This window comes from Bradyrhizobium sp. UFLA05-109 (assembly GCF_054185165.1).
Window position 1 is genome coordinate 21,065 of record NZ_JBBIAR010000038.1, and the last position, 26,948, is coordinate 48,012.

At 64.0% G+C, this 26,948-nt stretch carries 25 protein-coding genes and 2 pseudogenes; 18 read left to right on the forward strand and 9 right to left on the reverse strand.

Features of this window, described 5'->3' with window-relative positions; translation table 11 throughout:
* The first annotated feature begins 197 nt into the window (after positions 1 to 197).
* Together Q3C01_RS26050 and Q3C01_RS26055 are read left to right on the forward strand one after the other, a co-directional pair.
* Positions 198 to 569 carry a hypothetical protein gene (locus tag Q3C01_RS26050; protein WP_458148155.1) on the forward strand — a complete coding sequence of 124 codons (372 nt, stop codon included), beginning with the start codon at positions 198 to 200 and terminating at the stop codon, positions 567 to 569.
* 51 nt (positions 570 to 620) lie between these two features.
* Complete coding sequence (locus Q3C01_RS26055) at positions 621 to 1,169, forward strand: hypothetical protein (RefSeq protein ID WP_458148156.1); 549 nt, start codon at positions 621 to 623, stop codon at positions 1,167 to 1,169.
* 1,355 nt (positions 1,170 to 2,524) lie between these two features.
* Here Q3C01_RS26055 and Q3C01_RS26060 read toward each other — a convergent pair.
* Positions 2,525 to 2,605 (reverse strand): annotated as a pseudogene (locus Q3C01_RS26060) (ribbon-helix-helix domain-containing protein); the annotation flags it as partial.
* Between the two features lie 381 nt (positions 2,606 to 2,986).
* On the opposite strand from Q3C01_RS26060, the gene Q3C01_RS26065 reads away from it, so the two are divergent.
* The gene (locus Q3C01_RS26065) at positions 2,987 to 3,313 is read left to right on the forward strand and encodes a hypothetical protein (protein ID WP_458148157.1); all 327 of its coding nucleotides are present in this window, start codon (positions 2,987 to 2,989) and stop codon (positions 3,311 to 3,313) included.
* 59 nt (positions 3,314 to 3,372) lie between these two features.
* Here Q3C01_RS26065 and Q3C01_RS26070 read toward each other — a convergent pair.
* Positions 3,373 to 3,942 (reverse strand): annotated as a pseudogene (locus Q3C01_RS26070) (Bug family tripartite tricarboxylate transporter substrate binding protein); the annotation flags it as partial.
* A gap of 107 nt (positions 3,943 to 4,049) precedes the next feature.
* Here Q3C01_RS26070 and Q3C01_RS26075 point away from each other — a divergent pair.
* A complete protein-coding gene (locus Q3C01_RS26075) occupies positions 4,050 to 5,024 on the forward strand; it encodes a TAXI family TRAP transporter solute-binding subunit (protein ID WP_458148158.1) in 975 nt (324 codons plus the stop codon).
* Between the two features lie 83 nt (positions 5,025 to 5,107).
* Here the strand turns inward: Q3C01_RS26075 and Q3C01_RS26080 are convergent, their stop codons facing one another.
* Together Q3C01_RS26080 and Q3C01_RS26085 are read right to left on the reverse strand one after the other, a co-directional pair.
* Positions 5,108 to 6,325 (reverse strand): ABC transporter substrate-binding protein, encoded by a 1,218-nt coding sequence (locus Q3C01_RS26080; protein ID WP_458148159.1) that lies wholly within the window; start codon positions 6,323 to 6,325, stop codon positions 5,108 to 5,110.
* 113 nt (positions 6,326 to 6,438) lie between these two features.
* Complete coding sequence (locus tag Q3C01_RS26085) at positions 6,439 to 7,332, reverse strand: substrate-binding domain-containing protein (RefSeq protein WP_458148160.1); 894 nt, start codon at positions 7,330 to 7,332, stop codon at positions 6,439 to 6,441.
* An 87-nt stretch (positions 7,333 to 7,419) separates the two neighbouring features.
* On the opposite strand from Q3C01_RS26085, the gene Q3C01_RS26090 reads away from it, so the two are divergent.
* From Q3C01_RS26090 to Q3C01_RS26115, 6 genes are read left to right on the forward strand one after another with little or no spacing between them, the layout of a single operon-like run.
* Positions 7,420 to 8,112, forward strand: a complete 693-nt coding sequence (locus Q3C01_RS26090) for an ABC transporter permease (protein ID WP_458148161.1) — start codon at positions 7,420 to 7,422, stop codon at positions 8,110 to 8,112.
* Between the two features lie 2 nt (positions 8,113 to 8,114).
* Positions 8,115 to 8,837, forward strand: coding sequence for an ATP-binding cassette domain-containing protein (locus Q3C01_RS26095; RefSeq protein WP_458148209.1), 723 nt, complete (start codon positions 8,115 to 8,117; stop codon positions 8,835 to 8,837).
* 14 nt (positions 8,838 to 8,851) lie between these two features.
* Complete coding sequence (locus Q3C01_RS26100; RefSeq protein ID WP_458148162.1) at positions 8,852 to 9,685, forward strand: ABC transporter substrate-binding protein; 834 nt, start codon at positions 8,852 to 8,854, stop codon at positions 9,683 to 9,685.
* A gap of 40 nt (positions 9,686 to 9,725) precedes the next feature.
* Positions 9,726 to 10,832 carry a molybdopterin-binding protein gene (locus Q3C01_RS26105; RefSeq protein ID WP_458148163.1) on the forward strand — a complete coding sequence of 369 codons (1,107 nt, stop codon included), beginning with the start codon at positions 9,726 to 9,728 and terminating at the stop codon, positions 10,830 to 10,832.
* Positions 10,833 to 10,845: 13 nt separating this feature from the next.
* A complete protein-coding gene (locus Q3C01_RS26110) occupies positions 10,846 to 12,795 on the forward strand; it encodes a molybdopterin biosynthesis protein (protein WP_458148164.1) in 1,950 nt (649 codons plus the stop codon).
* Positions 12,796 to 12,848: 53 nt separating this feature from the next.
* A complete protein-coding gene (locus Q3C01_RS26115) occupies positions 12,849 to 13,979 on the forward strand; it encodes an FAD-dependent monooxygenase (RefSeq protein WP_458148165.1) in 1,131 nt (376 codons plus the stop codon).
* Here the strand turns inward: Q3C01_RS26115 and Q3C01_RS26120 are convergent.
* The 3 genes from Q3C01_RS26120 to fdhD all read right to left on the reverse strand — a co-directional run bounded on the left by Q3C01_RS26120 (position 13,946) and on the right by fdhD (position 15,804).
* Complete coding sequence (locus Q3C01_RS26120; protein WP_458148166.1) at positions 13,946 to 14,194, reverse strand: hypothetical protein; 249 nt, start codon at positions 14,192 to 14,194, stop codon at positions 13,946 to 13,948. The genes Q3C01_RS26115 and Q3C01_RS26120 overlap by 34 nt on opposite strands.
* A gap of 91 nt (positions 14,195 to 14,285) precedes the next feature.
* Positions 14,286 to 14,933 (reverse strand): molybdenum cofactor guanylyltransferase MobA, encoded by a 648-nt coding sequence (mobA, locus tag Q3C01_RS26125; protein WP_458148167.1) that lies wholly within the window; start codon positions 14,931 to 14,933, stop codon positions 14,286 to 14,288.
* On the reverse strand, positions 14,914 to 15,804 hold the full coding sequence (gene fdhD / locus Q3C01_RS26130) for a formate dehydrogenase accessory sulfurtransferase FdhD (RefSeq protein WP_458148168.1): 891 nt from the start codon (positions 15,802 to 15,804) through the stop codon (positions 14,914 to 14,916). The genes mobA and fdhD overlap by 20 nt, the downstream gene beginning before the upstream one ends.
* A 210-nt stretch (positions 15,805 to 16,014) precedes the next feature.
* On the opposite strand from fdhD, the gene mobB reads away from it, so the two are divergent.
* The 8 genes from mobB to ybaK all read left to right on the forward strand — a co-directional run bounded on the left by mobB (position 16,015) and on the right by ybaK (position 25,793).
* Positions 16,015 to 16,542, forward strand: coding sequence for a molybdopterin-guanine dinucleotide biosynthesis protein B (gene mobB, locus Q3C01_RS26135; RefSeq protein WP_458148169.1), 528 nt, complete (start codon positions 16,015 to 16,017; stop codon positions 16,540 to 16,542).
* An 11-nt stretch (positions 16,543 to 16,553) separates the two neighbouring features.
* The gene (locus Q3C01_RS26140; RefSeq protein ID WP_458148170.1) at positions 16,554 to 17,810 is read left to right on the forward strand and encodes a molybdopterin molybdotransferase MoeA; all 1,257 of its coding nucleotides are present in this window, start codon (positions 16,554 to 16,556) and stop codon (positions 17,808 to 17,810) included.
* Between the two features lie 41 nt (positions 17,811 to 17,851).
* Complete coding sequence (locus tag Q3C01_RS26145) at positions 17,852 to 18,115, forward strand: sulfurtransferase TusA family protein (protein WP_458148171.1); 264 nt, start codon at positions 17,852 to 17,854, stop codon at positions 18,113 to 18,115.
* A gap of 320 nt (positions 18,116 to 18,435) precedes the next feature.
* On the forward strand, positions 18,436 to 20,088 hold the full coding sequence (locus tag Q3C01_RS26150; RefSeq protein WP_458148172.1) for an OFA family MFS transporter: 1,653 nt from the start codon (positions 18,436 to 18,438) through the stop codon (positions 20,086 to 20,088).
* A gap of 89 nt (positions 20,089 to 20,177) precedes the next feature.
* The gene (locus tag Q3C01_RS26155; protein WP_458148173.1) at positions 20,178 to 20,462 is read left to right on the forward strand and encodes a hypothetical protein; all 285 of its coding nucleotides are present in this window, start codon (positions 20,178 to 20,180) and stop codon (positions 20,460 to 20,462) included.
* A 165-nt stretch (positions 20,463 to 20,627) separates the two neighbouring features.
* Positions 20,628 to 22,331 carry an NADH-ubiquinone oxidoreductase-F iron-sulfur binding region domain-containing protein gene (locus Q3C01_RS26160; protein WP_458148174.1) on the forward strand — a complete coding sequence of 568 codons (1,704 nt, stop codon included), beginning with the start codon at positions 20,628 to 20,630 and terminating at the stop codon, positions 22,329 to 22,331.
* Positions 22,328 to 25,093: a formate dehydrogenase subunit alpha gene (fdhF, locus tag Q3C01_RS26165; RefSeq protein ID WP_458148175.1), complete on the forward strand. Its 2,766-nt coding sequence runs from the start codon at positions 22,328 to 22,330 to the stop codon at positions 25,091 to 25,093. The genes Q3C01_RS26160 and fdhF overlap by 4 nt, the downstream gene beginning before the upstream one ends.
* A 226-nt stretch (positions 25,094 to 25,319) precedes the next feature.
* Positions 25,320 to 25,793 carry a Cys-tRNA(Pro) deacylase gene (gene ybaK / locus Q3C01_RS26170; RefSeq protein ID WP_458148176.1) on the forward strand — a complete coding sequence of 158 codons (474 nt, stop codon included), beginning with the start codon at positions 25,320 to 25,322 and terminating at the stop codon, positions 25,791 to 25,793.
* 31 nt (positions 25,794 to 25,824) lie between these two features.
* On the opposite strand, the gene Q3C01_RS26175 is transcribed toward ybaK, so the two are convergent.
* A complete protein-coding gene (locus Q3C01_RS26175) occupies positions 25,825 to 26,061 on the reverse strand; it encodes a hypothetical protein (protein WP_458148177.1) in 237 nt (78 codons plus the stop codon).
* A 120-nt stretch (positions 26,062 to 26,181) separates the two neighbouring features.
* Positions 26,182 to 26,862, reverse strand: coding sequence for a GntR family transcriptional regulator (locus Q3C01_RS26180; RefSeq protein ID WP_458148178.1), 681 nt, complete (start codon positions 26,860 to 26,862; stop codon positions 26,182 to 26,184).
* Between the last annotated feature and the right edge of the window lie 86 nt (positions 26,863 to 26,948).

The window sequence follows — 26,948 nt, forward strand, 5'->3', positions numbered from 1 at the left end:
CCAGCGGCTCGCGATACATTGCCGACGGTTAAGGCGGTGAACGACAAGGCCCGCCAAAGCGTGAACCAGCGGGCCTCGGCACTCCCGGCATCCTTAAGAGAAAGCTCAGCCAAATGTAAGGACGGCTTAAGGACTTCCGCCCACGGCCGGCACTAGCATCGCCATGGTGATCTTGTGAGCACCGCCACCGCGCCAACATGTCTTTCATCACGTCTCATTTTCTGCGCTGTGGCGGCTCGCCGCGTCCGGCCCGCCCTGAATGCGCATCGGAGCTGACCGAAGATTTCGAGAAATGGAGTCGTATCATGTTTTATCGATTATCGGGCGTCGCACTTGCCACTCTCATACTGGGCACCATCGACGTTGTCGCAGTGGACCTGCCGGTTTATGAAATCGCGGGCCTCCCGATCACACCGCATCAATTGATGGTGCTGGGACCGGCTGGCGCGGAGCAGGACCACTTGCCTTTCATACAGACGATGGCGGGAATGCCAGCGTCGCCGCATCAGATCGCGGTCCTCACGCCGCGTCCGGCGCAGATCGGGCAGCAAGCTTACAACAAGCGGTGAGCGCGCTGCATTCCGGAATCTGGCGACGGCTTTCCGCAGTTCAAGGCACGCATGATGCCAATCCGGGCGAGCATCGTCGGGCCGCCTTGCTCGGCCACCAGGATCAGGGCTTCCATCGGCGGCCTGCCATTCCGGCGCGTCATGCGCGGCCTTGGGAAGCTTAGCGATGTACTCGCCGGCATCACGCAGCGTGACCTGCTTGCGGCCGTCCGGTTTCCCCTATCTGCGCTGAACCGGAATGCCGGCTACGATTTCGCTTCGAACACAGACCAACTTGATCCGGGCATCACGATCAAGCTCAAGCTCTTGTCCTTCCGGACTCTGAGCCAGGTAAGCTTGGGCCTGCATGAAGCAGGTGGCCGGGCTGCCAAACTCAGTCGGCACCCGTATGATCGTGCTCGCATTGTAGCGCGTGCAGTCATCGGGATGCGGCGCAATCGAAGCGGAGCATATGAGGATGAGGGCGGTAAGCATAGCCTCGTCCGAAAATCGTTGGTGATGGTCAAATACACTTCAGTAGTAACTTCAAAACGAGATAGAACCATTGTATTGCATGTTTTTCCCGGAACGCAAGATTTGCGTGAGACCCATCTGAGCTAGCGGCTTCTGTCTTCAGGAGCCTCACGTAGGTCCCGCTCTCGCAGGCTTGCCATAATGAGCAGTCCGGGTGGTCTAATCAAAACTTACCGGCTTCGTTGTCGTCGCTGATACATTCTGTTTCGCCATCACTTCGAGCATTGCTTCGAAAATGATGATCGGCAAGTAAATCACAAGCATAACTTTAACCTCCATGGTTTCTACAACCGGCTTTCAGGGCATGTTGCCCCTCCTGGAATCCCAACTAGGTGCAGGCGATTGATATCGTGACCACCGATACGTCAATTGCGAGATACCGCCAGCAGGTCACGCCCGGTTCGATCAGGAGCGCATTGCATCGATCGCATGACAAAACCGCTACGCTCGCGGCGACGAGCAAGACGAAAAAGTAGCGACCACGTCCATGCTCAGAGTGAATGCGCCGATTCATGCACAGTCAAAAGCGATCGTGCTGGACCCAACAGTTTCAGCTCTGGCTGAGGATTCGCGGCAACAAATGCGCTCAGTATCGGCCCTATCGGCCGAATGCCGACAGGAGCAGCAGGCCAACAGCACACGCAGCCATAAGGAGTAAGTAGAGGCCCACGAGTATCCTCCCACTCTCACATGGTCGGAGATTAAATGCCGATTTTCGGCTTTCAAACGTTAATTTGCCAGTTTTTCCCCAATGCAAATAAAGCCGTTGCATGAAAGGACCAGCTAAAGCGCTCATGCTGGCTGGCCTTTGCCTGCAACGTTCTTCGGAATGCGGACCGTATTCGAGGTGGCGCAACCGCCAACGGCTGGCTGCGCACGCCCGCAGGCTGAGGCGGTGAACCTGAGGCCCGCGGTCTCTATTCCGTCGACAGTGTTGCATCCTAGCTCTAGCGCGCAGCCATATTGTCGCCATGATTGGTTCCATCCGGTCGGATCGGCCAGCGCGCTGGCATGGCTAGGCTCGGCACATCTTCGGCGGGGGCGGTGCCGGGCCGCCAGCTTTGTTCACGGCCTGTGGACAAACAGAGCGTAACTTAGATTAGTTCGCGCTGCCGAGCGCTGATGCCAGTCCGACAAAAAGCAGGACAACACAGAGCTGAGAAACGATGCCAAGTGGCCAGCCCAGCTTTCGCTTCGTGTGAATCCAAGCGTGAAACCGCTGCAGTGATCGAAGCGGTTCCTTCGGATATAGCTTGCTCACCATTCGCATGGGGTCCGGCAATAGTGCCCCCAATGCGCCCGCGAGCACAGCTGGCCCTGCACCGTAGAGCCAGAGCACGGTGCCCAGGCCGATGCCAACATCTACCGTAAGCAACCCGAGATCCTTGACTAACAGCCAGTTGAGGGTCAGCGCCGACTTGGCGCTTCGTCGACCCCTAATCATTACCTTGCTGGCGGGTGCGGTCGATCTCGCTGACCAACTCCGAGAGCGTCATGTTGCGCAGGCTGGAAATCTCCTTCAGACGAGTGAAGCGGATAGTCGACATGCGGGATCGCATCCATCGCAAAATGACTGGCCACACCGATCACGAAGGCAACTACCGGATAATCCGGTATCAAGCTCGCCAATGCGGCACCGACGATGGCGTGTGTTGAGAGGATCATAGTTATTCCCTGAATGCCACGACAAGGGCAACTGCCACCGCGGCCGGGCACCAATGCACCGCTGCAGTTCCTCATCGCTGAGAACGCGATTCGCGGGCATTGCTGCCAATCTGCTCGGTGCCGATACTTTCTACCGAGGCTGTATCCCCGCGGCGAGGTTTTTAAAATAGCCGAGAATCAATCCAAGCGACACGCCACAGCAACAGCCTCGAAAGCTTCCGACAGCGCGAAATTGTCATTTGAAATCTATGGGACCGATTGGCTGCGATCTGTCGGAATTGCGCTTAGAAAAGCAGTTCGATTCCCTTCATGTTTTCGAGCACACCCGCAATCGCAGTGATCAGGGATCGAGTCTCACCGTCGTCGCGAGAAGACAGTTTGCGTCTCGTATAATTCGCAAGCAGTTCAAGGATGGCTGTCTTTCCATCGCCTACATCATGGTCCGGGATCAGAGCAGCGCGGAGGCCGCGGTGTGGCCCGCTGTGCGTTCTTCCGGACCGGAGAAGCGCCCCGACCACGCATTAGCCGCGCTCGTATTGATCGATCGCCGCAAATCCTGTTCCTGACATTGGACGGTCACCGGCGAACATACGCTTTGGTATTATTACGCTTTTTCCACTTCGCGGCTGCTGCGATAGGGCACATGCACCATGTCGCATTTGGTCATCGCCTTGAACAGCTCCGCCGACATGTGCACGGAGGTTCCGTTGCCGGAGGACGCATAGGAGATCTGGCCGGGATTGGCCTTGCAGTAGTCGATGAACTCCTGGACGGTCTTCACCGGCATCGCATTGGAGACGACCAGCATGTTGGTGAGCTGCATGATGCTCGCGACCGGCGTCGTGTCGCGCAGGAAGTCGAACGGCAGCTTCTTGTACAGCGAGGTCGAGATCGCGTTGTTGGGCGCGACGAACAGCAGCGTATAGCCGTCGGGTGCAGAATTGATCGCCGCGGCGGCCGCGATATTGCCGCCGCTTCCGGTGCGGTTCTCCACGATGAACTGCTGGCCGAAACGATCCGACAGCCACTGCGCCATGATCCGCGCCACGATGTCCACGGGGCCGCCCGCGGCGAAGCCGATCAGCCAGTGCACCGGGCGGTTCGGGTAGTCGGCGGCGGAGGCGGGGGGTGAAACGCCGGCGAGGGCGGAAAGAAGAGCGAGACCGAAAAAACCGCGACGCAAGACTCCCGACATGACGCCTCCCATAACTTTATTGTTGTTGCCGCCATGCTTCCATAAAATCGTGCGGTTGCCTACATCGTCACAAGTCTAGTGTTGCCGCAGTGCGCCGAGGAGCCCTCATGAAACTTCGTTCGCTGATCATGCTGGGCATGGTGCTGCTTGCAGGCGCAGCCTCGGCCCAAAACCAAGAAAACGGAGACAAGGCCATTTCAAAAACGACGATCAGCCTCGGCACCGCAACCCCCGGCGGCGGCTTCCCGCTCTATGGCAACGCCTTCGCCGACGTGATGAACGCGGCCGATCCTGCGCTCGCGATTGCCCCGCGCAACACCAAGGGCAGCAACGAGAACATTCCGCTGCTCGAGAAGGGCGAGCTCGACCTCGCTTTGGTCGCGGGCGAGCCGGCCTACGAGGCCTTCGCCGGCATCGGTCGCGCGAAGGTAGCGCTGAAAATTCTCGCGGCGATCTATTCCAATCCCGGCATGTTCGTGGTGCGGGCGGATAGCCCGTACAAGACCATCCGCGACCTCGTCGGCCAGCCGGTGGCGTTCGGCGCGAAGGGCTCGGGCCTGCCGATCCTGTCGCGGTACGTGCTCGACGGCCTCGGCCTCAAGCAGGACGAGGACTTCAAGGCGATCTATCTCGACCGCGCCGGCGACGGTCCCGCGATGGTGGAAGACGGCCGGGTCGCTGCGCTCTGGGGCGCCGGCATCGGCTGGCCCGGCTTTGCCGCGGTCGCATCAAGCGCATCCGGCGCGCGCTTCATTGCGCCCGATGCCGACGAGATCGCGCGCATCCGCGCAAAACACTCCTTCCTCAAGCCGCTGACGGTGCCGGCCGGTTCCTATCCGAAGCAGGCCGAGGCGATCGCCTCGCTCGGCTCATGGAGCTTCGTGCTCACGCGCGAGGACCTGCCCGACGACGTCGCCTATCGCCTGGCGAAGACGTTGCACGGCGTCGAGGCCGTGTTCTGCAAGAAGCTCGCGCAGGCCTGCGAGACCACGGCCGCGAACACCGTCGCGGCCGCCCCGAAGCCGGAATTGATTCATCCCGGCGTGATGAAATATTTCCGCGAGATCGGCGTGGTGAAGTGACGGTCGCTCAAGGCGACCGTCATTCCGGGGCGCGCAAAAGCGCGAGCCCGGAATCTCGAGATTGCGGGTTCGCTACTACGCGGTCACTTCTTCACCAGCGCGCAGGCCGGATCGGGCGGGCCGAACGCCTGGTCGCCGGAGATCGTCGCGAGGATCTTGTAATAGTCCCAGGGATATTTGCTTTCCTCGGGTGACTTGACCTGCACCAGCCAGAGGTCGTGCACCATCAGATTGTCCTCGCGCAGCTTGCCGTTGCGGGCGAAGAAGTCCTCGATCGGTTTCTCGCGCATCTTCGCCGCGACCTTGAGCGGATCGTCGGTGCCGGTTTCCTTGATGGCGTTGAGATAGTGCATCACGGACGAATAGACGCCGGCCTGCCACATCGTTGGCATCCGGTTCATCTTGGCGAAATAGCGCTTGGCCCATTCGCGGGTCTTGTCGTCCATGTCCCAATAGAACGAGGTCGTCAGCAACAGGCCCTGTGCGGCCTGAAGGCCGAGGCCGTGGATGTCGGTGATCAGCGCGAGCAGCGCCGCCATCTGCTGGCCGCCTTTGAACACGCCGAACTCCGCACCGGTCTTGATCTCGTTCATGTTGTTCGGGGGGCCGGCGGCAATGCCGATGATCTTGGCCTTCGAGGCCTGCGCCTGCAGCACGAAGGAGGAGAGGTCGGGCGTCGCCAAGGGCGGTCGCACCGAGCCGAGCACCTTGCCGCCATTGGCGGTCACGACCGCGGAGGCATCGCGCTCCAGCGAGTGTCCGAAAGCGTAGTCGTCGGTGATGAAGAACCAGCTGTCGCCGCCGCGCTTGACCACCGCCTGCGCGGTGCCGACCGCGAGCGCGCGGGTGTCGAATACCCACTGGATCGCATAGGGCGAGCAGAATTTGCCGTGGAAGTCGGCCGTGCCCGTCGAGTGGGTGATGAACAGCTTCTTCTTCTCGTTGGCGATGTTCTGCACCGCCAGTCCCACCGCCGACACCGGCACGTCGACGATGAGGTCGACCTGGTCGACATCGTACCAGCGCCGTGCCAGCGCGGCGCCGATATCGGGCTTGAGCTGATGGTCGCCGACCACCACGCTGATCGGCTTGCCGAGCACGGTGCCGCCGAAATCGTCGATCGCCATCTGCGCCGCCGTCACCGAGCCCTGGCCGGTCGGCGTCGAGGCCGGTCCGTTCATGTCGGTGAGCACGCCGATCTTGACGACGTCGTCGGACACCTGCGCGAAAGCGGCGCCCGACAGCAGCGCCACCGCCGCGACCGCGGCCACGACGGACAGTCCTGTTCTGCCTGGAGTCACGCTATTCCTCCCCTCATGCGGCTCGTTGGCCGCTGTTTCCTCGATCGCGGCCGGGTATGGCCCGGCTGAATTGGTTTCTTTTGCAACTATTTGGGGCCGGGCGTCAACGCGCATCAGGCGGCGAAGCGGATCTGCCCGGCCGCTGAGGGATCGTAGCCGGTCAGCTCCTCGGCATGCTGGCGCAGCTTCTTCTCGTTGAGGAACCGGATCAGCGCCTGCATCGGCGGGCGGAAATAGCTGCGTTGCCGCATCGCGAGATCAAAATTTTCCCAGAGCAGCGAGACGAAATCGAGGCCGGCCGACCTTGCCGCCGAGCGCGTTGCGACGCCGCAATCGGCATGGCCGGCGCGGATCGTGGCGGCGAGGTCGGGTCCAGTGAGGCTCGGTCCGTCCAGCCGGCGCAGATCCCGAAAGGAGGCGCCTGCGCGCTTGAGCAGCACGTCGAGCAGCATCTGCGCGCCTGCGCCCTCTTGTCGCAGCGCCATGCTGGCCCCGAGCGCGAGCACGTCCGGCAGGCTGCGCAGCCCCTTTGGGTTGCCTGGCGGGACCAGCAGGCCCTGCTCGCGGCGCACCAAGCCGACCAGCACCGCATCGTGCAGGTCCGGGGCGGTGCGCAAGGCTGCGGCATTGGCGTCGTTGGCGAAATTATCCGAGCTGTCGAGGCTGTGAAAATGCAGCGCCGCCGCCATCACCTCGTCGCGCTGCAGCCGTTCCAGCCCCCGTGCCGTGCCTTCGTTGAGCGAAGCGAGGCCGGAGCCGGATTCTCGCAGGCTCCATTCCAACAGGCTGTCCTGACTGCCGCCGACGATCGGCGGCGGCTCGGTGGCCCGCATGCCGGCCGGACGCGCCAGGCCCGACAGCACCCATAAATCGAGTTCGTGGCGCGGGAACAACCACTTGCCCGTCACCTTGCTACAGGGGATGGCCCCGTTGGTGACGAGCTCATAAAGCTTGCGCTCCCCCAGCCTGAGGTAGTCCGCCGCCTCACTCGTCGTCAGGAATTCCATTCTGCATTCCTATGCATATCTTTGTCTACTTTTTGGCATTTGACGCAGCCCGGAATTTTTGCAGTTCAATGTCATCCTATGGGAACCATGCCCGATCATCTCAGTGCTTTGCAACTCATCCTCAGCGGCGATCCTGCGTTGTTGGCGATCGTAAGGCTCTCACTTGGTGTGAGCCTTGCGGCGGTCGCGCTGGCGTCAGCAATCGGTATGCCGCTCGGTGCGTTGCTGGCGCTGACGCATTTTCCGGGACGCGCCGTGCTGGTCGTGCTGCTCAACGCGATGATGGGCCTCCCGCCGGTCGTGGTCGGGCTTGCGCTCTATCTGCTGCTGTCGCGCGCGGGGCCACTCGGCGAGCTCGGCATCCTCTTCACGCCGGCGGCGATGGTGATCGCGCAGACGGTGCTGATCGTGCCGATCATCGCCGCGCTGACCCGGCAGACTGTGGAGGATCTCTGGGTCGAGTATCGCGATGAGCTTCGCGCCATGAATGTCGGCCCGGTCGGCCGCATGACGACGCTGCTGTGGGATGCGCGCTTCAGCCTGCTTACGGCGCTGCTGGCCGGCTTCGGCCGCGCTGCGGCGGAGGTCGGCGCGGTCATGATCGTCGGCGGCAATATCGACGGCTTTACCCGCACCATGACGACCACCGTTGCGCTCGAGACTTCCAAAGGCAATCTGCCGCTGGCAATGGGCCTCGGCGCCATTCTGATCGTCATCGTGCTCGCCATCAATGCGGCCGCCTGGGGTACGCGCGTCTGGTCGCAACGGGTGATGGGGTGACCATGCGGGCGCCGGTCAGCGATCTTCCCGTGGTGCTCCATGACGTCATGCTACAGAGGGGCGCGGCCGCGATTCTCGATCGCATCAGCCTCACGATCACGCTGGGTGCGCCGACTCTGCTGGTCGGTCCCAACGGCTCCGGCAAGACCAGCCTTTTGCGGCTGTGCATGGGACTTGTGGCGCCGACGAGTGGCCGCATCAGCTGGGGCGGCCGCAGCGATCCGGCGCCGACGCGCCGCGCCTTCGTGTTCCAGCGCCCGGTGATGTTGCGGCGCACCGCTTTGGCCAACGTCACCTACGCCCTGGCGCAGGCCGGCGCGCCGCACGCGCACCGGACGATGCGCGCGGCGGCGCTGCTGCAGCGGGTCGGCCTTGCCGATCTCGCGCACCGTCCGGCGCGGCTTCTCTCCGGTGGCGAGCAGCAGCGGCTCGCGCTGGCTAGGGCGCTCGCGCGCGATCCCGAGCTTCTCCTGCTGGACGAGCCGACCGCCAATCTCGATCCTGCCGCGACGCGCGCGGTGGAAGAGATCGTCACGAGCGCGGCGCAATCCGGCATCAAGATCGTGATGGCCTCGCACGATCTCGGCCAGGTGCGGCGGCTTGCGGGCGAGGTGGTCTTCCTCGCGCGCGGGACGCTGTGCGAGCGCGCGCGGACGAGTGAATTTCTGGACCATCCGTCGACGCCGGAAGCGCAGGCCTTCCTGCGCGGAGATCTCGTGATTTGAAGTGGAGTTTTCTGATGGCCTCTCGCCGCCCGTTCCTTGCGCTCGCGATGTTGCTGGGCACCGCCTTGGTCTGTTCGACTTCGTCGGCCGAGGATCGCTCGATCGTCCTGGCCTCGACGACGTCGACGCAGGACTCCGGTCTGTTCGGCTACCTATTGCCGATGTTCAAGGCCAAGACCGGCATCGACGTGAAGGTGATCGCGCAAGGTACCGGACAGGCACTCGACACCGCGCGCCGCGGTGATGCCGATGTCGTATTCGTGCATGCGAAACCGCAGGAAGAGAGATTCGTTGCCGACGGATTTGGCGTGAAGCGTTTTGACGTGATGTACAACGACTTCGTGCTGATCGGGCCGAAGAGCGATCCCGCCGGCGTCAAGGGCAAGGACATCGCGACCGCGCTGAAGGCGATCGAGGCGAAGGGCGCGCCGTTCGTTTCGCGCGGCGACCGCTCCGGCACCCATGCAGCCGAGCTCGCGCTCTGGATCATCGCCGGCATCGATATCGCGAGCGCCAAGGGCGCCTGGTATCGCGAGATCGGGCAAGGCATGGGCGCGGCGCTCAACACCGCAAGTGCGATGAATGCCTATGTGCTCTCCGATCGTGGCACTTGGATCTCGTTCAAGAACCGCGGCGATCTCGATATCGTCGTCGAGGGCGACAAGCGGCTGTTCAACCAATATGGCGTGATGCTGGTGAATCCCGAAAAGTATCCGTCGGTGAAGAAAGAGTTGGGGCAGACCTTCATCGACTGGCTGATCTCGCCGGACGGCCAGGCCGCAATCGCCGGCTACAAGGTCGACGGCCAGCAGCTGTTCTTTCCGGATGCTACCAGGAAGCCTGAATAGGCGAGTTGCCAAACCGAGCGCTGCGTGGTCCATCTGAGGGATGACCCAGCGCCTGCCGCCGTCGCTCACGCCTCTCGATTTTGTCCTCGCTGCGCTGCTGCGCGGCGTTGAGCCGGTTGCGCCGGTCAATTTGCCGCTCACCGAAGTGCTCGGCTGCGTCGCGGCCGGGATGTCGCCGCTTGGCGCTTATCCGCCGCACGATATCGCTGCCACGGACGGCTGGGCGTTGCGCGCCGGCGATCTCGTCGGCGCGTCCTCTTACTCGCCGCTGCCATTGACAGCGCCTCCAGCTTGGGTCGAGGCCGGCGATGCGATGCCTGAGGGATGCGACTGCGTGCTCGATGCCGATGTGCTCGACACTGTGGGGCCGATCAGCCAGGTGCTGGCGGAAGGCCTGCCGGGGCAGGGCGTGCGGCGCGGGGGCAGCGACGTGGCCGCCGGCACCTCGATCGTCACGGAGGGCATGCCTGTTCGTACCGGCGATCTGCTGCTGGCGCGAGCGGCAGCCGTGGAGACGTTGAGCGTGCGACGTCCGCGGCTGCACGTGGTCAACACGCATGGTGGCAAGACCGCTGCGCTGCTTGTTGTGGACCTGGCGCGAGCCGCGGGTGCCGAAGTGACCGTGGCTGACGCAGTTGGACGCGATGCGGCGTCGATCGCGAACGCGCTCGACGTCTCGGCCTGCGACTTGCTGCTGACCGTCGGCGGCACCGGTGTCGGTCGCCGCGATGCCGCCGTCACCGCGCTGGCCGATTCCGGCGAGGTCCTGGCCCACGGCATTGCGATGCAGCCGGGACGTACGGCGGCGATCGGAAAGCTCAGATCAGTTCCCGTCATAGCGCTGCCGGGTGCGCCGGATCAGGCATTTGCGGTTTGGCTCGCGTTGGTCCGACCGGTGCTGGATCATCTATCGGTGCGGGTTTCGCGCAAATCCGCCACCTTGCCGCTCGTCCGCAAGATCGCATCAAACGTCGGACTGGCGGAGATCGCGCTGCTGGCCGAGGAACAAGGCGGCTGGCTACCGCTTGCGGTCGGTGAGCTGGCCTTGCAGTCGATCGCCGGTGCCGATGCATGGCTGCTCGTCCCCGGCGACAGAGAAGGCTTCGCGGCGGGCGCGCCGGTCGATGCCTATCTGATGCGGGAATGATATGGGTTCCGGCATGAACAGGATTCCGCAGCCGAACGACCGCAGTCCGGTCGATCAGGAACAGTTTCTCAAGATCCTCTCCCGCGAGGAGGCGCTGGCGCGCTTTGAGGCCGCGTTGTTCCCCCGCGCGCTGCCGAGCGAGATCCGCACACTTGCGGCTGCGCTCGGAAGCGCGCTGGCCGAAGACGTCTTTGCGCCGATCGACGTGCCGCCCTTCGACCGCTCTAATGTCGACGGCTTTGCCATCCGCTCCGCAGATCTTGCCGCAGGCAGCGAAGCCGCGCCTGTCCGTCTCGCCCTGAATGGCGAGATCATCGCCTGCGGCACCGCGCCGGTCCTTCAGGTCGCCTCCGGTACGGCGACGGCAATCGCAACCGGCGGCCCGCTGCCGCGCGGCGCCGATGCGGTGGTCATGGTCGAGCACACCCAGCCGGCAGGGAACGCCGCGATCGAGGTCCGCCGCGCGGCTTCGCCGGGCCAGTTCGTGTCCTATGCCGGCTCGGACATCGCGCGTGGCGAAGCTCTGCTGCGCAGTGGCACGATCATCGGCTCGCGCGAGATCGGAATGTTAGCTGCCTGTGGCATGGCCGAGGTCAGGGTCGTGCGCAAGCCGCGCGTTGCGGTCGTCTCGACCGGCGACGAACTGGTGCAGCCCGGCGAAGTGCTCGCGCCTGCGGCGATCTACGACACCAATGGCGCGATCGTTACTGCCGCGATCGACGAGAACGGCGGCGCGGCGCATTTCGTCGGCGCCATTCCGGACGACGAGGCCGAGCTCGAGACGGCGATGCGCACGGCGCTGGTGGAGGCCGACATGCTGGTGCTGTCGGGCGGCACGTCGAAAGGCGCGGGTGACGTGTCCCATCGCATCATCGGACGCCTCGGCCAGCCTGGCATCATCGCCCATGGCGTTGCGCTGAAGCCCGGTAAGCCGCTGTGCCTTGCGGTCTGCGGCGGCAAGCCGGTGGTGATCCTGCCGGGCTTTCCGACCTCGGCAATGTTCACCTTCCACGACATGATCGTGCCGGTGCTGCGGCAGATGGCGGGCCTGCCGCCGCGCACGGATGCCAAAGTGAGCGCGAAGGTGCCGGTGCGGATTGCCTCCGAACTCGGCCGCACCGAGTTCGTGATGGTGTCGCTGGTCGATGGCAAGGACGGACTGATCGCTTACCCCTCGGGAAAGGGCTCCGGCGCGATCACGTCGTTCGCGCAGGCTGACGGCTTCCTGCGCATCGATGCGCTCGCCGACCAGATGCTGGCCGGCAGCCAGGCGGAAGTGACGCTGTTCACGCCGCATGTACGCGTGCCCGATCTCGTCATCATTGGTAGTCATTGTACGGGGCTCGATCTCGTCACCGCGCCGCTCGCGCGCGCAGGTCTTTCCGTGCGCTCGATTGCGGTGGGCAGTCTCGGCGGATTGGCGGCGGCGCGGCGCGGCGAGTGCGATCTCGCGCCGATCCATCTGTTCGACGACAAGACCGAGACCTACAACGCACCTTACCTTGCCGATGGGCTCGAACTGGTGCCGGGCTGGCGGCGGATGCAGGGCATCGTGTTCCGCCAGGGCGACAAGCGCTTCGAAGGCCTGAGCGCAAAGGACGCCGTCGCTGCCGCGCTTGCCGATGCCGCCTGCATCATGGTCAATCGCAACCAGGGTGCCGGCACGCGCATGCTGATCGACCGCCTGCTCGGCGGTGCGCGGCCGGAGGGCTACTGGAATCAGCCGCGCTCGCATAATGCGGTGGCCGCCGCGGTGGCGCAGCATCGCGCCGACTGGGGCATGACCATCGCGCCGGTCGCCCATGCGTCCGGCCTCGGTTTCATTCCGCTTAGCGAAGAGCATTATGATTTCGCGCTGGTGAGCGCGCGCAAGCAGCGTCCGGCGGTGCAGGCTTTTCTGGATGCGCTCGCCTCGGACGAAAGCCGCGCGGCGCTGGCGCGGGCCGGATTCCGGCCGGCGTGAGCGTAAGATAATAACGCGGCCGTCGAGCCGCGCGACGACAGGGGTGGGGAGCGATGGCGAAGCCGCTTTCGGTTGCGATCGTCGGTGCCGGCATGGGCGGGCTTGCCACCGCCGCGGCGCTCCGGCGCGTCGGCATCGATGCCATGGTCTACGAGCAGGCGTCGCAATTTGCCCGCATCGGCGCCGGCATCCAGGTCGGCTGCAACGCGATGAAAGTGTTGCGCGCGCTCGGGCTGGAAGCGCGTATGCGCGATTGCTCCTTTTATCCACGCTCCTGGAACAACCGCGACTGGCAGAGCGGCGACGTCAAGTTCGACATGATCTTCGGTGAGAGCGCCGAGCAGAAATTTGGCGCGCCCTATCTGCTCGCGCATCGCGGCGATCTGCGTGCGGCGCTCGCCAGCCTCGTTCCCGCCGAATGCATCAGGCTCAATCACAAGCTGGTCGGTCTCGATGAGAGCGCCGAAGGCGTGAGGCTCACGTTCGCGAATGGCACGAGCGCTATCGCCGATGCCGCGGTCGGCGCGGACGGCGTGCATTCGCTGGTGCGCGACATCCTGTTCGACACGGCGCCAGTCAGGTTCACCGGCCGTATCGCCTATCGCACCACCTATCCCGCGTCATTGCTCGGCGGCGAGAAGATCGACGACTGCACCAAATGGTGGGGGGAGGACCGTCACATCGTCATCTACTACGTCAAGCCGGACCGCAGCGAAGTCTATCTCGTCACCAGCCAGCCGGAGCCGGATTTCCGCATCGAGTCCTGGTCGGCGAAGGGCGACGTGCGGGACCTGCGCGCATCGTTCGAAGGATTTCATCCGCAGGTCGCGCAGGTGCTCGCCGCGTGTCCCGACGTGCACAAATGGGCGATCATGGACCGCGATGCGCTCGAGTGCTGGTCGGACGGCAAGGTCACGCTGCTCGGCGACGCCTGCCATCCGATGACGCCCTATATGGCGCAGGGGGCGGCAATGGCGATCGAGGATGCCGCCGTGCTGTCGCGCTGTTTGGATGGCGTCGAGCGGGAGGGCGTGGCAAACGCGTTTCGCCGCTTCGAAGCGACCCGCAAGGAACGAACCACGCGGGTGCAGGAGACCTCGCGCGCGAACATCTGGCTGAAGGAGCGAACCGATACGAGCTGGGTCTATGGCTACGACGCCTGGCAGGTGCCGCTGGCGGCGTGAGCGTGAGATGCCTCGCGCGTGCGCTCGCGCTTCTCGGCTTCGGCGACCGCACGCTGCGCAGCCGGCGGCAGCGGCTTCGGGTCCTGAGGGACGTTGACGATCTTGTCGCTGCCCGTGGCCATCCGGCTCAGCCGTTTCGTGTTATCGATCGCGACCGAGAGATCGTAGACGAAATCGATCACGGTAAACAGGGCATTCAAGAGGGAGTCGACCATGGGGTCCGCGGGGGTGGCAATGTCCCCATTTTGGGTCGCTGCCGGCCTCGATCCGGTTCAACGTCCTCGTGTCCTAAAAGAAGGCACAATTTTATTGAGCTGAGCGCTCGTCCAGCGCGGCCAGCCGCTCCGCTTCCGTGATGTCCTCGATCGTGTTCGCATTGAAGAACGGATCGAGCGGTTGAACCGGCCATGTCACCGTGGCGAGCGGATATCGCGCGGTCCAGCGGTCGATCTTCCTGATATCTTCCACGACGAGGGCTTGGCGCAATTCGTCGCGCAAGGCGACGCGCCACAACCCGATCACCGGATGCGACTGCTCGCCGGAGGCGGCGACGGCGAGCTGTGCATTCTCTGCCGCGCGCGCCGCCTGCAACCGCGTGACGAGATCGCGCGGCAGGAACGGGCAGTCACCGGCAGCGCTCAGCACCCATTCGATGCCGGGCCGGTTCGCCGCGGTCCAGTCGAGTGCGGCGAGAATGCCGGCGAGCGGTCCGGGAAAGCCGGGCACGTCATCGGCGACGACGGTCAATCCGAATGCTGAAAAGCGCGAAGGCTCGCCATTGGCGTTGAGGATCAGCCCATCACATTGCGGCTTCAGGCGCGCGATTACGCGCTCCAGAATGGTGCGGCCGCCGATCGTGCGCATTGGCTTGTCGCCGCCGCCCATGCGTCGCGCCAGGCCGCCTGCGAGCAGCACGCCTACGGTCGGCGGAATCTCAGTCGTCACCACCCTCACCCTTGCGCTTGTGCTTGGCCGACTCCTCCTCGACGTAAGCGAGGTTCTGGTCGTAGACGATGCGTTCCTCGCCCGCGAGCGCGATGAAGCGCTTGCCGCGGGTCCGCCCGATCAGCGTCAGTCCGACCTGGCGGGCGAGATCGACGCCCCAGGCCGTGAAGCCCGAGCGCGACACCAGTATGGGGATGCCCATCCGCACCGTCTTGATCACCATCTCCGAGGTGAGCCGGCCCGTGGTGTAGAGGATCTTGTCGGATGCCTCGACGCCGTGGCGGTACATCCAGCCCGCGATCTTGTCGACGGCGTTGTGGCGGCCGACATCCTCGGTGTAGCAGAGCGGCGTGCCCTCCTTGCACAGCACGCAGCCATGGATCGCGCCGGCCTCGAGATAGAGCGAGGGCATGGTGTTGATGGTCTGCGTCATCTCGTACAGCCAGGAGGTTCGCAGCTCGGCCTTCGGCAGGGCCACGCTCTCCACCGCTTCCAGCAGGTCGCCGAACGCGGTGCCCTGGGCGCAGCCCGAGGTTTGCGTGCGCTTCTTCAGCTTCGCCTCGAAATTGGTGTGATGTGAGGTGCGCACCACCACGACCTGGAGATCGTCGTCATATTCCACCTCGGCGACGGCGTCGCTGTATTTCAGCATGTTCTGGTTGAGGAGATAACCGAGCGCCAGATACTCCGGATAATCGCCGATCGTCATCATGGTGACGATCTCCTGGGAGTTGAGATAAAGCGTCAGCGGCCGCTCCATCGGCACCCTGGTCTCGACCCTCGCGCCTGCCTGGTCGACGCCGACGACGCTCTGCGTCAGGCGCGGATCGTTCGGGTTCGGGACGATCAAGGGCACCGGGGCTTCGTCGATCTTCATCATGGGCGCGACGTTAGCATGACATTCGGCTCAGGCCGATATAAGCATGGAAAGGAATGGGCAAAATGCCTCCCTCGCATTGCGAGCGAAGCGAAGCAATCCAGACTGCTCTACGCGGACATCCTGGATTGCCTGGTCGCTTCGCTCCTCGTAATGACGGGGGAAGTTGGAGGTTCCATCGGCTATCGAGCCGCTGGCGGAGATCGAACTGGAATGAAAATCATCGGCCTTGCGGGATGGAGCGGAGCGGGCAAGACCACGCTGTTGACGCGGCTGATTCCGCATTTCGACGCGCAAGGCTTGCGCGTCTCCGTGATCAAGCACGCCCATCACCAGTTCGACGTCGATGTACCCGGCAAGGATTCCTGGCGCCATCGCGAGGCGGGTGCGGCCGAGGTGCTGGTGTCCTCGGCAAATCGATGGGCGCTGATGCATGAGCTGCGGGGAGCAGCGGAGCCGCGGTTGCCGGAACTGCTCGCCAAGCTGTCGGCGGTCGACCTCGTCGTGGTCGAGGGTTTCAAGCGCGAACCGCATCGCAAGATCGAGGTGCATCGCGCTGTCAACGGCAAGCCGCTACTGTTTCCCGACGATCCCGGCATTGTCGGGATTGCGACCGACGTTGCGGTTGAAACCAGGCTGCCGACGGTCCATCTCGATGATATCCCAGCGGTGGCCGCGCTCCTCTTGCGCTCCGCGATGACGGCCGACGAGGCGATGGCGAAGAGCGCGCTCGCGCGCTGACGAGGAGTATCATGGCGCAACTGTCCGACGATTGCTTTGCATTCGGTGGACCGATGATGTCGGTCGACGATGCCGTCAGCCTGATCGCGGCCCGCGTCAACGCGATCGCCGACATCGAGACCGTGACGCTGGTCGATGCAGACGGGCGCATGCTCGCGCATGACATCGCGGCGCCACTGCCGCTGCCGCCGTTCACCAATTCCGCAGTCGACGGCTATGCGGTGCGCAATGCGGACCTGCCGCAAGTGAAGGAAACAGCGTTTCCGCTCGACGGTCGTATCTCGGCCGGCAGTGCCGCCGATCATCCGATCAAGCCCGGCCATACTGTACGCATCTTCACCGGGGCGCCGATGCCGCACGGGGCCGAGACCGTCTTCATGCAGGAGGATGTGCGTATCGAAGACAGCGGAGACGTCGTGCTGCCGCCTGGGCTGAAGCCGGGCGCAAACGTCAGGCCCGCCGGCGAGGACATTCCGCAAGGTCACGTCGCTTTGCGCGCCGGTCAGCGCTTGCGGCCGCAACACGTCGCGCTGGCCGCCGCCTTCGGCTTGACCGCGCTCGACGTCATCAGGCGCATTCGTGTCGCGGTGTTCTCGACCGGTGACGAATTGGCCTCGCCCGGCGAGTCGCGCACGCCTTCGCAACTCTTCGACTCCAACCGCTTCATGCTGATGGCGATGCTACGCCGGCTCGGCTGCGAGGTCTCTGATCTCGGCATCTTGCGCGACCAGCAAGCCTCGCTCGCGGGCGGGCTGAAGGGGGTTGCAGGCCGGCATGACCTGATCCTCACCACCGGTGGCGTGTCGACCGGCGAGGAGGATCACGTCAAGGCCGCGGTCGAGAGCATAGGCACGCTGGTGTTGTGGCGGATGGCGATCAAGCCGGGCCGACCGGTCGCCATGGGCATCATCGGCGGCACGCCTCTGATCGGCTTGCCCGGCAATCCCGTCGCGAGCTTCGTCACCTTCGTCCATGTGGTGCGACCGACGGTGCTGGCGCTCGCAGGCGGCCTGCCGGAGCCGCTGCTTCCGATTCCCGTGCGGGCGGCCTTCACTTACAAGAAGAAGGAGGGCCGGCGCGAATATGTCCGGGTCTCCTTGCGCAAGGCCGAGGACGGCGTGCTCGAGGCCATCAAGTTTCCGCGCGAAGGGGCAGGGCTTCTGTCCTCACTGGTCGAGACGGACGGGCTGGTCGAACTCGGCGAGGCGGTGACGCGGGTTCAGCCGGGCCAGAGCATTGGATTTCTGTCCTATGCGAACATGGTCTGACCCGCGTTGACGCCTTCGGCTCGCCCCGCCATGTTGCCATCATGACCAGAACGACACTCGATCTTACCGGGCTGAAATGCCCGTTGCCGGCCTTGAAGACCCGCAAGGCGCTGAAACCGTTGCGGGCAGGGGACCAACTCGAAGTTTACTGCACGGACCCCCTTTCGGTGATCGACATTCCGAATCTGGTCCGGGAGACCGGTGACAAAGTCGAAATCACCGAGCGCAACGATGCGCGGATCGTCTTCTTGATAGAGAAGGCAAATGCGCCAATAGAAACCATCAATGGTGCGCCGCGTTCTTAGCGCCGTCACCTCGCTGATACCGACCATTTGTCTATCGACATCGATCGGCGCTTCTGTCCCAATTGGTTTCATCTGTGGGGACGCGGAGGTTGACTCGCGCCCGCGATACGCGGAACAAGCTGGTTGATGCGAAGCCACGCCGCGTGGTGTTGGGCATAGACCCCGACTCGAGGGGTTAGACTTCTCGAATGTGCGTCGTGATCCTGGCGCGCGTCGAAACATTGTGCGGAGCAGCAGGGACGGCTGCGCCGCAACGGGCTGAGGACAAGGATCGTAGCAGCAGGTTTGCTCAGAAGGGCGGCCTGCAGGGGAGGATTTGTATGGCTACAGTTGAAAGCGCTGGAAGACTGTCAGGCGCTGGCGCGGGATTTCTCGATCGCGAGCGCACGATCGCAACGGCCGGCTTCAATCGCTGGCTGGTGCCGCCGGCAGCACTTTGCATCCATCTGTGCATCGGCATGGCCTACGGCTTCTCGGTGTTCTGGCTGCCGCTGTCGCGCGCGATCGGGTTGACCGCGCCCAAGGCGTGCCCAGACATTTCATTGTGGCAGGAGCTCTTCACCACCACTTGCGACTGGAAGGTCGCAAGCCTGGGGTGGATGTACACGCTGTTCTTCGTCGTGCTCGGCGTCTCGGCTGCGCTGTGGGGCGGCTGGCTCGAGCGAGTCGGGCCGCGCAAGGCCGGCTTCGTTGCAGCACTGTGCTGGTGCGGCGGCCTCGTGCTCGGCGCGATCGGCATCTATGTCCATCAACTCTGGATCATGTGGCTCGGCTCGGGCGTGATCGGCGGCGTCGGTCTCGGCCTCGGCTACATCTCGCCGGTCTCGACGCTGGTGAAATGGTTCCCCGACCGCCGCGGCATGGCGACCGGGATGGCGATCATGGGCTTTGGTGGCGGCGCCATGATCGGCGCGCCGCTGGCGAACTGGCTGATGGATCAGTTCAAGTCGCCGACCTCGGTCGGCGTCTGGGAAACCTTCCTCACCATGGGCGCGATCTATTTCGTCTTCATGATGATCGGCGCGTTCCGCTATCGCCTGCCGCCGACGGGCTGGAAGCCGGAAGGCTGGACGCCGCCGAGCGAGAAGAAGACGATGATCTCCGAGCATCACGTCCATCTCGACAACGCGCACAAGACGCCGCAGTTCTGGCTGATCTGGTGGGTGCTGTGCTTGAACGTCTCGGCCGGCATCGGCGTGATCGGCATGGCTTCGCCGATGCTCCAGGAAATCTTCGCCGGCAAGCTGATCGGTCTGCCGGACGTCGGCTTCAACGCGCTCAATCCGGCGCAGAAGGCGCAGATCGCGGCGATCGCCGCCGGCTTTGCCGGCCTGTTGTCGCTGTTCAACATCGGCGGCCGCTTCTTCTGGGCCTCGCTGTCGGACTATATCGGCCGCAAGAACACCTACTACACGTTCTTCATCCTCGGCATTGTGCTGTACGCGCTGGCGCCGACGTTTGCTGCGACCGGCAACAAGCTGCTCTTCGTGCTCGGCTTCGGCATCATCCTGTCGATGTATGGCGGCGGCTTCGCGACCGTGCCGGCCTATCTCGCCGACATGTTCGGCACCCAGTTCGTCGGCGCGATCCATGGCCGTCTGCTGACGGCCTGGTCGACCGCAGGCATCATTGGTCCGGTGGTCGTGAACTACCTGCGCGAGTTCCAGCTCGCCGCCGGCGTGCCGCGCGACCAGCTCTATAACTCGACCATGTATATCCTGTGCGCGATGCTGGTCGCGGGCCTGATCTGCAACTACCTGGTCAAGCCGGTGGATTCGAAGTGGTACATGAGCGAAGCGGAAGTGGCGAAGCTCCAGGCTGCAACGGCCGGTGCCAACGCGGGGCAGACCGGTTCGTTCGGGATCGGTACTGGTGGTCTCGACGGCAAGGCCGCGCTGTTCTGGCTGTTCGTCGGCGTTCCCCTCGCCTATGGCGTGTGGATGACGCTGCTCAGCGCGGTCAAAATCTTCTGATCGCAACCGACACCGCCGCGGGATGCCGTCACGGTGTTCCGCGGCGCTCGCCTTTCTGAACGATCATGATAGGACTTAAGGGGGATTTCATGCTTCGCACCCGTATCTGCCTTGCCGCCGTGCTTCTGGCTGTCGGCCTTCATGCCGCGTCGGCACAGACCGCGACGGCGCCCGCAACGTCGGCACCTGCCGCGACCACCGAAGCCAAGCCACCGGGCAGGATCAAGCTCACCATGCAGAAGCTGAAGCAGATGAAGGCCACCTGGGCGGCCAACAAGCCCAAGCTCAAGGCCTGTCGGGCCGAGGTCAAGGCCAAGGGCCTTATCGGCGATGACCGATGGTTCTACATTCAGGACTGCATGAGCAAGACCTGAGGCCAAGAGGCCGCCGGATGCAACTAAAGAGGGGCATGGAGCTTGGGCTACATGCCCCTTAAATGCTTGTAAGGGCTGACTAATCGGGATCAACAATTTGCTTGGCATCTGGTATGCCAATGGGTTAATTTGGAGGCGTTCTAAAATCAGGGACCAAGCGCAGCGATGAGCCACGACGTGCACCAGGTCCGCTCGTTCGAACATCCGGGCGAGGGACGGAAGCGAGCCAAGGCCACGCCCAAGGGGCGGCAGGTCGACCCGACCGCCGCCCATGAGATCGAGCAATTGCTTGGCGACAGGCCACGGCGGCGTGACCTGCTCATCGAATATCTCCACCTGGTCCAGGACAAGTATCACCAGATCTCGGCCGCGCATCTCGCAGCGCTGGCCGACGAGATGAAGCTCGCCTTTGCCGAGGTGTTCGAGACCGCGACCTTTTATGCGCATTTCGACGTCGTGAAGGAGGGTGAGCCCGACATCGCGCCGCTCACCATCCGTGTCTGCGATTCCCTGACCTGCGCAATGATGGGCGGCGAGAAGCTGCTCGAGGACCTCCAGGGCGCGAGCGGCCCCGGCATCCGCGTCGTGCGCGCGCCCTGTGTCGGCCGCTGCGACACCGCGCCTGCAGCCGAGGTCGGCCACAACTTCGTCGACCACGCCACCGTCGGCAACGTGCTGGCCGCCGCGAAGGCCGGCGACACCCACGCGCATCTGCCGAAATATATCGAGTACGATGCCTATGTCGCAGCTGACGGCTACAAGCTTCTCAATCGCCTGCGCTCGGGGGAGCTTTCGAAGGAAGATCTGCTGAAGGCGCTCGACGATGCGTCGCTGCGCGGCCTTGGCGGCGCGGGCTTTCCGACGGGGCGCAAATGGCGCGCGGTGCTAGGGGAGCCCGGTCCGCGGCTGATGGCGATCAATGGCGACGAGGGCGAGCCCGGCACGTTCAAGGATCGCTATTATCTCGAGAGCGATCCGCATCGCTTCATCGAGGGCATGCTGATCGGCGCGCATGTTGTGCAGGCCTCAGATGTCTACATCTATCTGCGCGACGAATATCCTGCCGCGCGCGAGATTTTGGAGCGCGAGATCGCAAGACTGCCCGCGGGCGGCCCGACGCTGCACATGCGGCGCGGGGCGGGTGCCTACATCTGCGGTGAAGAGTCCTCGCTGCTCGAAAGCATCGAGGGCAAGCGCGGCCTGCCGCGGCACAAGCCGCCTTATCCGTTCCAGGTCGGCCTGTTCGGCCTGCCAACGCTGATCAACAATATCGAGACGTTGTGGTGGGTGCGCGACATCGTCGAGAAGGGCGCCGACTGGTGGAAGAGCCACGGCCGTCATGAGCGCCATGGCCTGCGCAGCTTCTCGGTCTCGGGCCGTGTCAGGAATCCCGGCATGAAGCTCGCGCCCGCCGGGATTACCGTGCGCGAATTGATCGACGAATATTGCGGCGGCATGGCCGACGGCCATACCTTTTACGCTTATCTTCCGGGTGGCGCGTCCGGCGGCATCCTGCCGGCGTCGATGGACGACATCCCGCTCGATTTCGGCACGCTGGAAAAATACGGCTGCTTCATCGGATCAGCCGCGATCGTGATCCTGTCGCAACAGGACAGCGTCAGGTCCGCGGCGCTGAACCTGATGAAGTTCTTCGAGGACGAGAGCTGCGGCCAGTGCACGCCGTGCCGTGTCGGAACCCAGAAGGCAGCGCTCTTGATGCAGCGGCCGGTCTGGAACCGCGCCCTGCTGGACGAATTGAGCCAGGCGATGCGCGATGCCTCGATCTGCGGGCTCGGACAGGCGGCATCGAATCCCCTCACAACCGTGATCAAATATTTCCCTGACGAGTTCAAGGAAGCGGCCGAATGACCAAGATTACGTTCGAGCTCGATGGCAAGCAGGTCGAGGCCAAACACGGCGAGACCATCTGGCAAGTCGCAAAACGCCAGGGCCGCGATATCCCGCATCTCTGCTATTCACCGGCGCCCGACTACCGGCCCGACGGTAATTGCCGCGCCTGCATGGTCGAAATCGAGGGCGAGCGCGTGCTTGCTGCGTCCTGCAAACGCACGCCGTCGGTCGGCATGAAGGTGAAGACCGAGAGCGCCCGCGCGGTCGCAGCGCAGAAGATGGTGATGGAGCTGCTCGTTGCCGACCAGCCGGCACGGGAGACCTCGCACGATCCGGACTCGAAATTCTGGCACTGGGCCGAGACCACCGGCGTCACCGAGAGCCGCTTTCCGGCTGCCGAGCGCTGGGAGACCGACGCCAGCCATCCGGCGATGCGCGTCAATCTCGACGCCTGCATCCAGTGCGGCTTGTGTGTGCGCGCCTGCCGCGAGGTCCAGGTCAATGACGTCATCGGCATGGCCTACCGCAATGCCGGCGCCAAGATCGTGTTCGACTTCGACGATCCCATGGGCGAGTCCACCTGCGTGGCCTGCGGCGAATGTGTGCAGGCCTGCCCAACCGGCGCTCTGATGCCCGCCGTGATGCTCGACGAGAACCAGACTCGCGTCACCTATGCCGACAGGAAGGTCGATTCGCTCTGCCCGTTCTGCGGTGTCGGCTGCCAGGTGACCTACGAGGTCAAGGACGAGAAGGTGATCTATGCCGAGGGTCGCGACGGCCCGGCCAATCACAACCGCCTTTGCGTCAAGGGCCGCTTCGGCTTCGACTACATCCATCATCCGCATCGGCTGACGAAGCCGTTGGTTCGGCTGCCGAACGCGAAGAAGGACGCCAACGACCAGGTCGATCCCGCCAACCCCTTCACCCATTTCCGCGAAGCCTCGTGGGAGGAAGCGCTCGACATCGCGGCCAAGGGCCTGGTCAAGATACGCGACGAGAAGGGCGTCAAGGCGCTCGCGGGCTTCGGCTCGGCGAAAGGCTCGAACGAAGAGGCCTATCTATTCCAGAAGCTGGTGCGCACCGGCTTCGGCTCGAACAATGTCGACCATTGTACGCGGCTGTGCCACGCCTCGTCGGTGGCGGCGCTGTTCGAAGGCCTGAGCTCGGGCGCAGTGTCGGCGCCGTTCTCTGCCGCGATGGATGCGGAAGTCATCTGGGTGATTGGCGCCAACCCGACTGTGAACCACCCGGTCGCGGCGACCTACATCAAGAATGCGGCCAAGAAGGGCGCAAAGCTCTTCGTCATGGATCCCCGTCGGCAAACGCTGTCGCGTCACGCCACGGAGCATTTGCAGTTCAAGCCCGGCTCCGACGTCGCGATGCTGAATGCGATGATCAATACGATCATCACCGAAGGCCTGACCGACGACCAGTATATTGCGGGTTACACCGAGGGCTTTGAGGACCTCAAGGAGAAGATCAAGGAATTCACGCCGGAGAAGATGGCGCCGATCTGCGGCGTTCCGGCGCGGACGCTGCGCGAGGTTGCCCGAACCTATGCGCGTGCAAAATCCTCGATCATCTTCTGGGGCATGGGCATCAGCCAGCATGTCCACGGCACCGACAATGCACGCTGCCTGATCGCGCTCGCGCTGATCACCGGCCAGGTCGGCCGTCCCGGCACCGGCCTGCATCCACTGCGCGGCCAGAACAACGTTCAGGGTGCATCCGATGCCGGTCTGATCCCGATGTTCCTGCCCGACTACCAGCCGGTCGGCCGTGACGACATGCGCGGCAATTTCGAGAAGCTGTGGGGGCAGGAGCTCGATCCCGTGCGCGGCCTGACCGTCGTCGAGATCATGAACGCGATCCACGCCGGCGAGATCACGGGCATGTATGTCGAGGGCGAGAACCCCGCGATGTCCGATCCCGATCTCCAGCATGCGCGCCAGGCGCTGGCGATGTTGGATCATCTCGTGGTGCAGGATCTCTTCGTCACGGAGACCGCGTTCCACGCCGACGTCATCCTGCCGGCCTCGGCGTTTGCCGAAAAGGACGGCTCTTTCACGAACACGGATCGGCGCGTTCAACTCGCGCGCCAGGTGATCAAGCCGCCGGGCGATGCGCGGCAAGATCTCTGGATCATCCAGGAGATCGGCAAGCGGATGGGCTTGCCGTGGAATTATTCCGGTCCCGGTGAAGTCTATACCGAGATGGCGGAGCTGATGCCGTCGCTGAAGAACATCAGCTGGGAGCGGCTGGTGCGCGAAGGTGCCGTGACCTATCCGGCAGACGCTCCCGACAAGCCCGGCAACGAGATCATTTTCACCACGGGCTTTCCGACCGCGAGCGGTCGCGGCAAGATCGTGCCGGCCAAGGTGATTCCGCCGGACGAGTTGCCGGACGACGAATATCCGATGGTGCTATCGACCGGCCGCGTGCTCGAGCATTGGCACACCGGCTCGATGACGCGCCGCGCGCAGGTGCTCGACCAGATCGAGCCGGAGGCGGTGGCCTTCATGTCGCCGAAGGACATGCGCAAGAAGAAGCTCGCGCCCGGCGACTTCATTCGCCTGGAAACCCGCCGTGGCGCGGTCGAGGTCAAGGTCCGCTCAGACCGCGACGTGCCGGAGAATATGGTGTTCATGCCGTTCTGCTACGCGGAAGCTGCCGCCAACCTTCTCACCAACCCGGCGCTCGATCCCTTCGGCAAGATCCCCGAGTTCAAGTTCTGTGCCGCAAGGGCGGAGCGCGTCGCGATGCGCGACGCGGCGGAGTAGGGGTATACTCCTCTCATCGCGGGCGATGCTCGCCATACCGACCGCTGTCATGCCCCGTGAAAGCGGGGCATCCAGTATTCCAGAGGCTTCGAGATTCACAACGACTGCCGCGGCGTACTGGATCGCCCGGTCAAGTCGCGCGATGACAGCGCGAGTGTGGAGGGCGTGTGCCCTTACGGTTCACGTCGCTTCGCTTCTCGCAATGACGGTGCTAGATCATGCGCGCATGTCCAAAGTCACCCCCGCCACACGCGCGCTTAGTGCCGCCTCCGTATCCTTCACCGTCCACGCCTATGACTATGATCCCGACGCCGAGAGCATCGGGCTTCAGGCCGCTGCCGCGCTAGGCGAAGATCCGGCGCGGGTGTTGAAGACGCTGATGGCGCTCGTCGATGGCAGGCCGGTTTGCGTCGTCGTTGCTTCCGACCGGGAAGTCTCGATGAAGAAGCTCGCGGCCGCCGCCGGCGGAAAGTCGGCGCAGATGATGAAGCCGCTCGAGGCCGAGCGCGTCACCGGTTTCAAGGTCGGCGGCATCAGCCCGTTCGGGCAGCGGCGCGCGGTGAAGACCATCATCGACGAGGGCGCGCTCGCGCACGACCTCGTCTACGTCAATGGCGGACAGCGCGGCTTGCAGGTGCGGCTCAGCCCGCGCGACGTGCGTGACGTATTGAAGGCGACGGCCGCGGATGTGCTCGCCTGATCAGCGCGAGACCAAACCGGTACCTGCCCGATCATCCGAGCCATATGAACGGGAATGTCCCGTCGGGATGGTCGGAAGGTTGCGGCGCGCGGATGTGCGATGCAGGCATCTCGCGGGTCCGATAGGCATGTTCGGCTGGCCGCGTCGGCTCAACGCGCGCGCCATCGATTGTTCGAGCCGTTACCGCAACTGGAGCGGCAAATGCAACTGTGCCGACCACGAGCGCTGCCAGTGCCAGGACAGCGGCGTACATCTTGCGGGCAGTCATGGGAGTTCTCCTTGCAACAGTTCCAGCAGGCTCCGATAGCCTGCCGTACATCCCTGAGATCGCGGTGGCCGCGATCTCATTCCCACAAGGTTTCGTGATCTATCGTTCGATGACGTTCCGCTATTGTTTCTGCAAGAGCTTCAGTCGGCACCGCAGCGCTTCGCGAATATGCGCGCGCGCCAGTTTTTCGGCCTTGTCGCCATCGCGGGCGGCGATGGCATTGACGATCGCCTGATGCTCCCTGTGGCTGGTCGAGGGCCGGCCGGTGACCGAGAACGTGGTCGGGCCGAGAAGCGCGATCCAGTCCTGTAACTCCTTCGACGCGTTGTCGAGATAGCGGTTGCGCGCGGCGCGGCACACCGCCTCGTGGAAGGCGCGGTTGAGCCTGGCCATTTCGGCAGCGTCGCCGGAGTGTTCGGTAAAGGCCTGCTCGATATCCGTCATTGCGTCGATCTCGGGGCGCGAGGCGTGCGCGGCGGCAAGCCGGGCGGCCGCACCCTCCAGGATCTCGCGCATGGCGTAAAGCTCGAGCACCTCGGAAATGTCGAGATCGCGGACGATCAGCCCGCGGCCCGCGGCCGGCTGCACGAAGCCGCGCGCGGCGAGCCGCCCCAGTGCTTCGCGCACCGGCGTGCGGCTGACGTTGAGCCGCTGCGCGACCTCCTCCTCCCGCAAGCGATCGCCAGCGCGGTAGCTGCCGGCCTGGAGTGCCTCGCACAGCGAGCGGAACACGGCCTCGCCAAGCGCCACGCCGGAGCCGCGATTGATCGATCCGCCTGCCTTTGCCGCGCGTCTGGCCATGTCCCCTCGAAATACAACGCGCTCCCGTCCATGAAGAGATGCGGCTTGCGCAACCAATGTATATCTTTGTATACAAAAGTACGCAA

Bases quoted from the DNA above. Each gene is read 5' to 3' on its own strand.
- Q3C01_RS26050 (WP_458148155.1), top strand. From the start codon at position 198: ATGTCTTTCATCACGTCTCATTTTCTGCGCTGTGGCGGCTCGCCGCGT.
- Q3C01_RS26055 (WP_458148156.1), top strand. From the start codon at position 621: ATGATGCCAATCCGGGCGAGCATCGTCGGGCCGCCTTGCTCGGCCACC.
- Q3C01_RS26075 (WP_458148158.1), top strand. From the start codon at position 4,050: ATGAAACTTCGTTCGCTGATCATGCTGGGCATGGTGCTGCTTGCAGGC.
- Q3C01_RS26085 (WP_458148160.1), bottom strand. From the start codon at position 7,332: ATGGAATTCCTGACGACGAGTGAGGCGGCGGACTACCTCAGGCTGGGG.
- Q3C01_RS26090 (WP_458148161.1), top strand. From the start codon at position 7,420: ATGCCCGATCATCTCAGTGCTTTGCAACTCATCCTCAGCGGCGATCCT.
- Q3C01_RS26095 (WP_458148209.1), top strand. From the start codon at position 8,115: ATGCGGGCGCCGGTCAGCGATCTTCCCGTGGTGCTCCATGACGTCATG.
- Q3C01_RS26100 (WP_458148162.1), top strand. From the start codon at position 8,852: ATGGCCTCTCGCCGCCCGTTCCTTGCGCTCGCGATGTTGCTGGGCACC.
- Q3C01_RS26105 (WP_458148163.1), top strand. From the start codon at position 9,726: ATGACCCAGCGCCTGCCGCCGTCGCTCACGCCTCTCGATTTTGTCCTC.
- Q3C01_RS26110 (WP_458148164.1), top strand. From the start codon at position 10,846: ATGAACAGGATTCCGCAGCCGAACGACCGCAGTCCGGTCGATCAGGAA.
- Q3C01_RS26115 (WP_458148165.1), top strand. From the start codon at position 12,849: ATGGCGAAGCCGCTTTCGGTTGCGATCGTCGGTGCCGGCATGGGCGGG.
- Q3C01_RS26120 (WP_458148166.1), bottom strand. From the start codon at position 14,194: ATGGTCGACTCCCTCTTGAATGCCCTGTTTACCGTGATCGATTTCGTC.
- fdhD (WP_458148168.1), bottom strand. From the start codon at position 15,804: ATGATGAAGATCGACGAAGCCCCGGTGCCCTTGATCGTCCCGAACCCG.
- mobB (WP_458148169.1), top strand. From the start codon at position 16,015: ATGAAAATCATCGGCCTTGCGGGATGGAGCGGAGCGGGCAAGACCACG.
- Q3C01_RS26140 (WP_458148170.1), top strand. From the start codon at position 16,554: ATGGCGCAACTGTCCGACGATTGCTTTGCATTCGGTGGACCGATGATG.
- Q3C01_RS26145 (WP_458148171.1), top strand. From the start codon at position 17,852: ATGACCAGAACGACACTCGATCTTACCGGGCTGAAATGCCCGTTGCCG.
- Q3C01_RS26150 (WP_458148172.1), top strand. From the start codon at position 18,436: ATGGCTACAGTTGAAAGCGCTGGAAGACTGTCAGGCGCTGGCGCGGGA.
- Q3C01_RS26155 (WP_458148173.1), top strand. From the start codon at position 20,178: ATGCTTCGCACCCGTATCTGCCTTGCCGCCGTGCTTCTGGCTGTCGGC.
- Q3C01_RS26160 (WP_458148174.1), top strand. From the start codon at position 20,628: ATGAGCCACGACGTGCACCAGGTCCGCTCGTTCGAACATCCGGGCGAG.
- fdhF (WP_458148175.1), top strand. From the start codon at position 22,328: ATGACCAAGATTACGTTCGAGCTCGATGGCAAGCAGGTCGAGGCCAAA.
- ybaK (WP_458148176.1), top strand. From the start codon at position 25,320: ATGTCCAAAGTCACCCCCGCCACACGCGCGCTTAGTGCCGCCTCCGTA.
- Q3C01_RS26175 (WP_458148177.1), bottom strand. From the start codon at position 26,061: ATGACTGCCCGCAAGATGTACGCCGCTGTCCTGGCACTGGCAGCGCTC.
- Q3C01_RS26180 (WP_458148178.1), bottom strand. From the start codon at position 26,862: ATGGCCAGACGCGCGGCAAAGGCAGGCGGATCGATCAATCGCGGCTCC.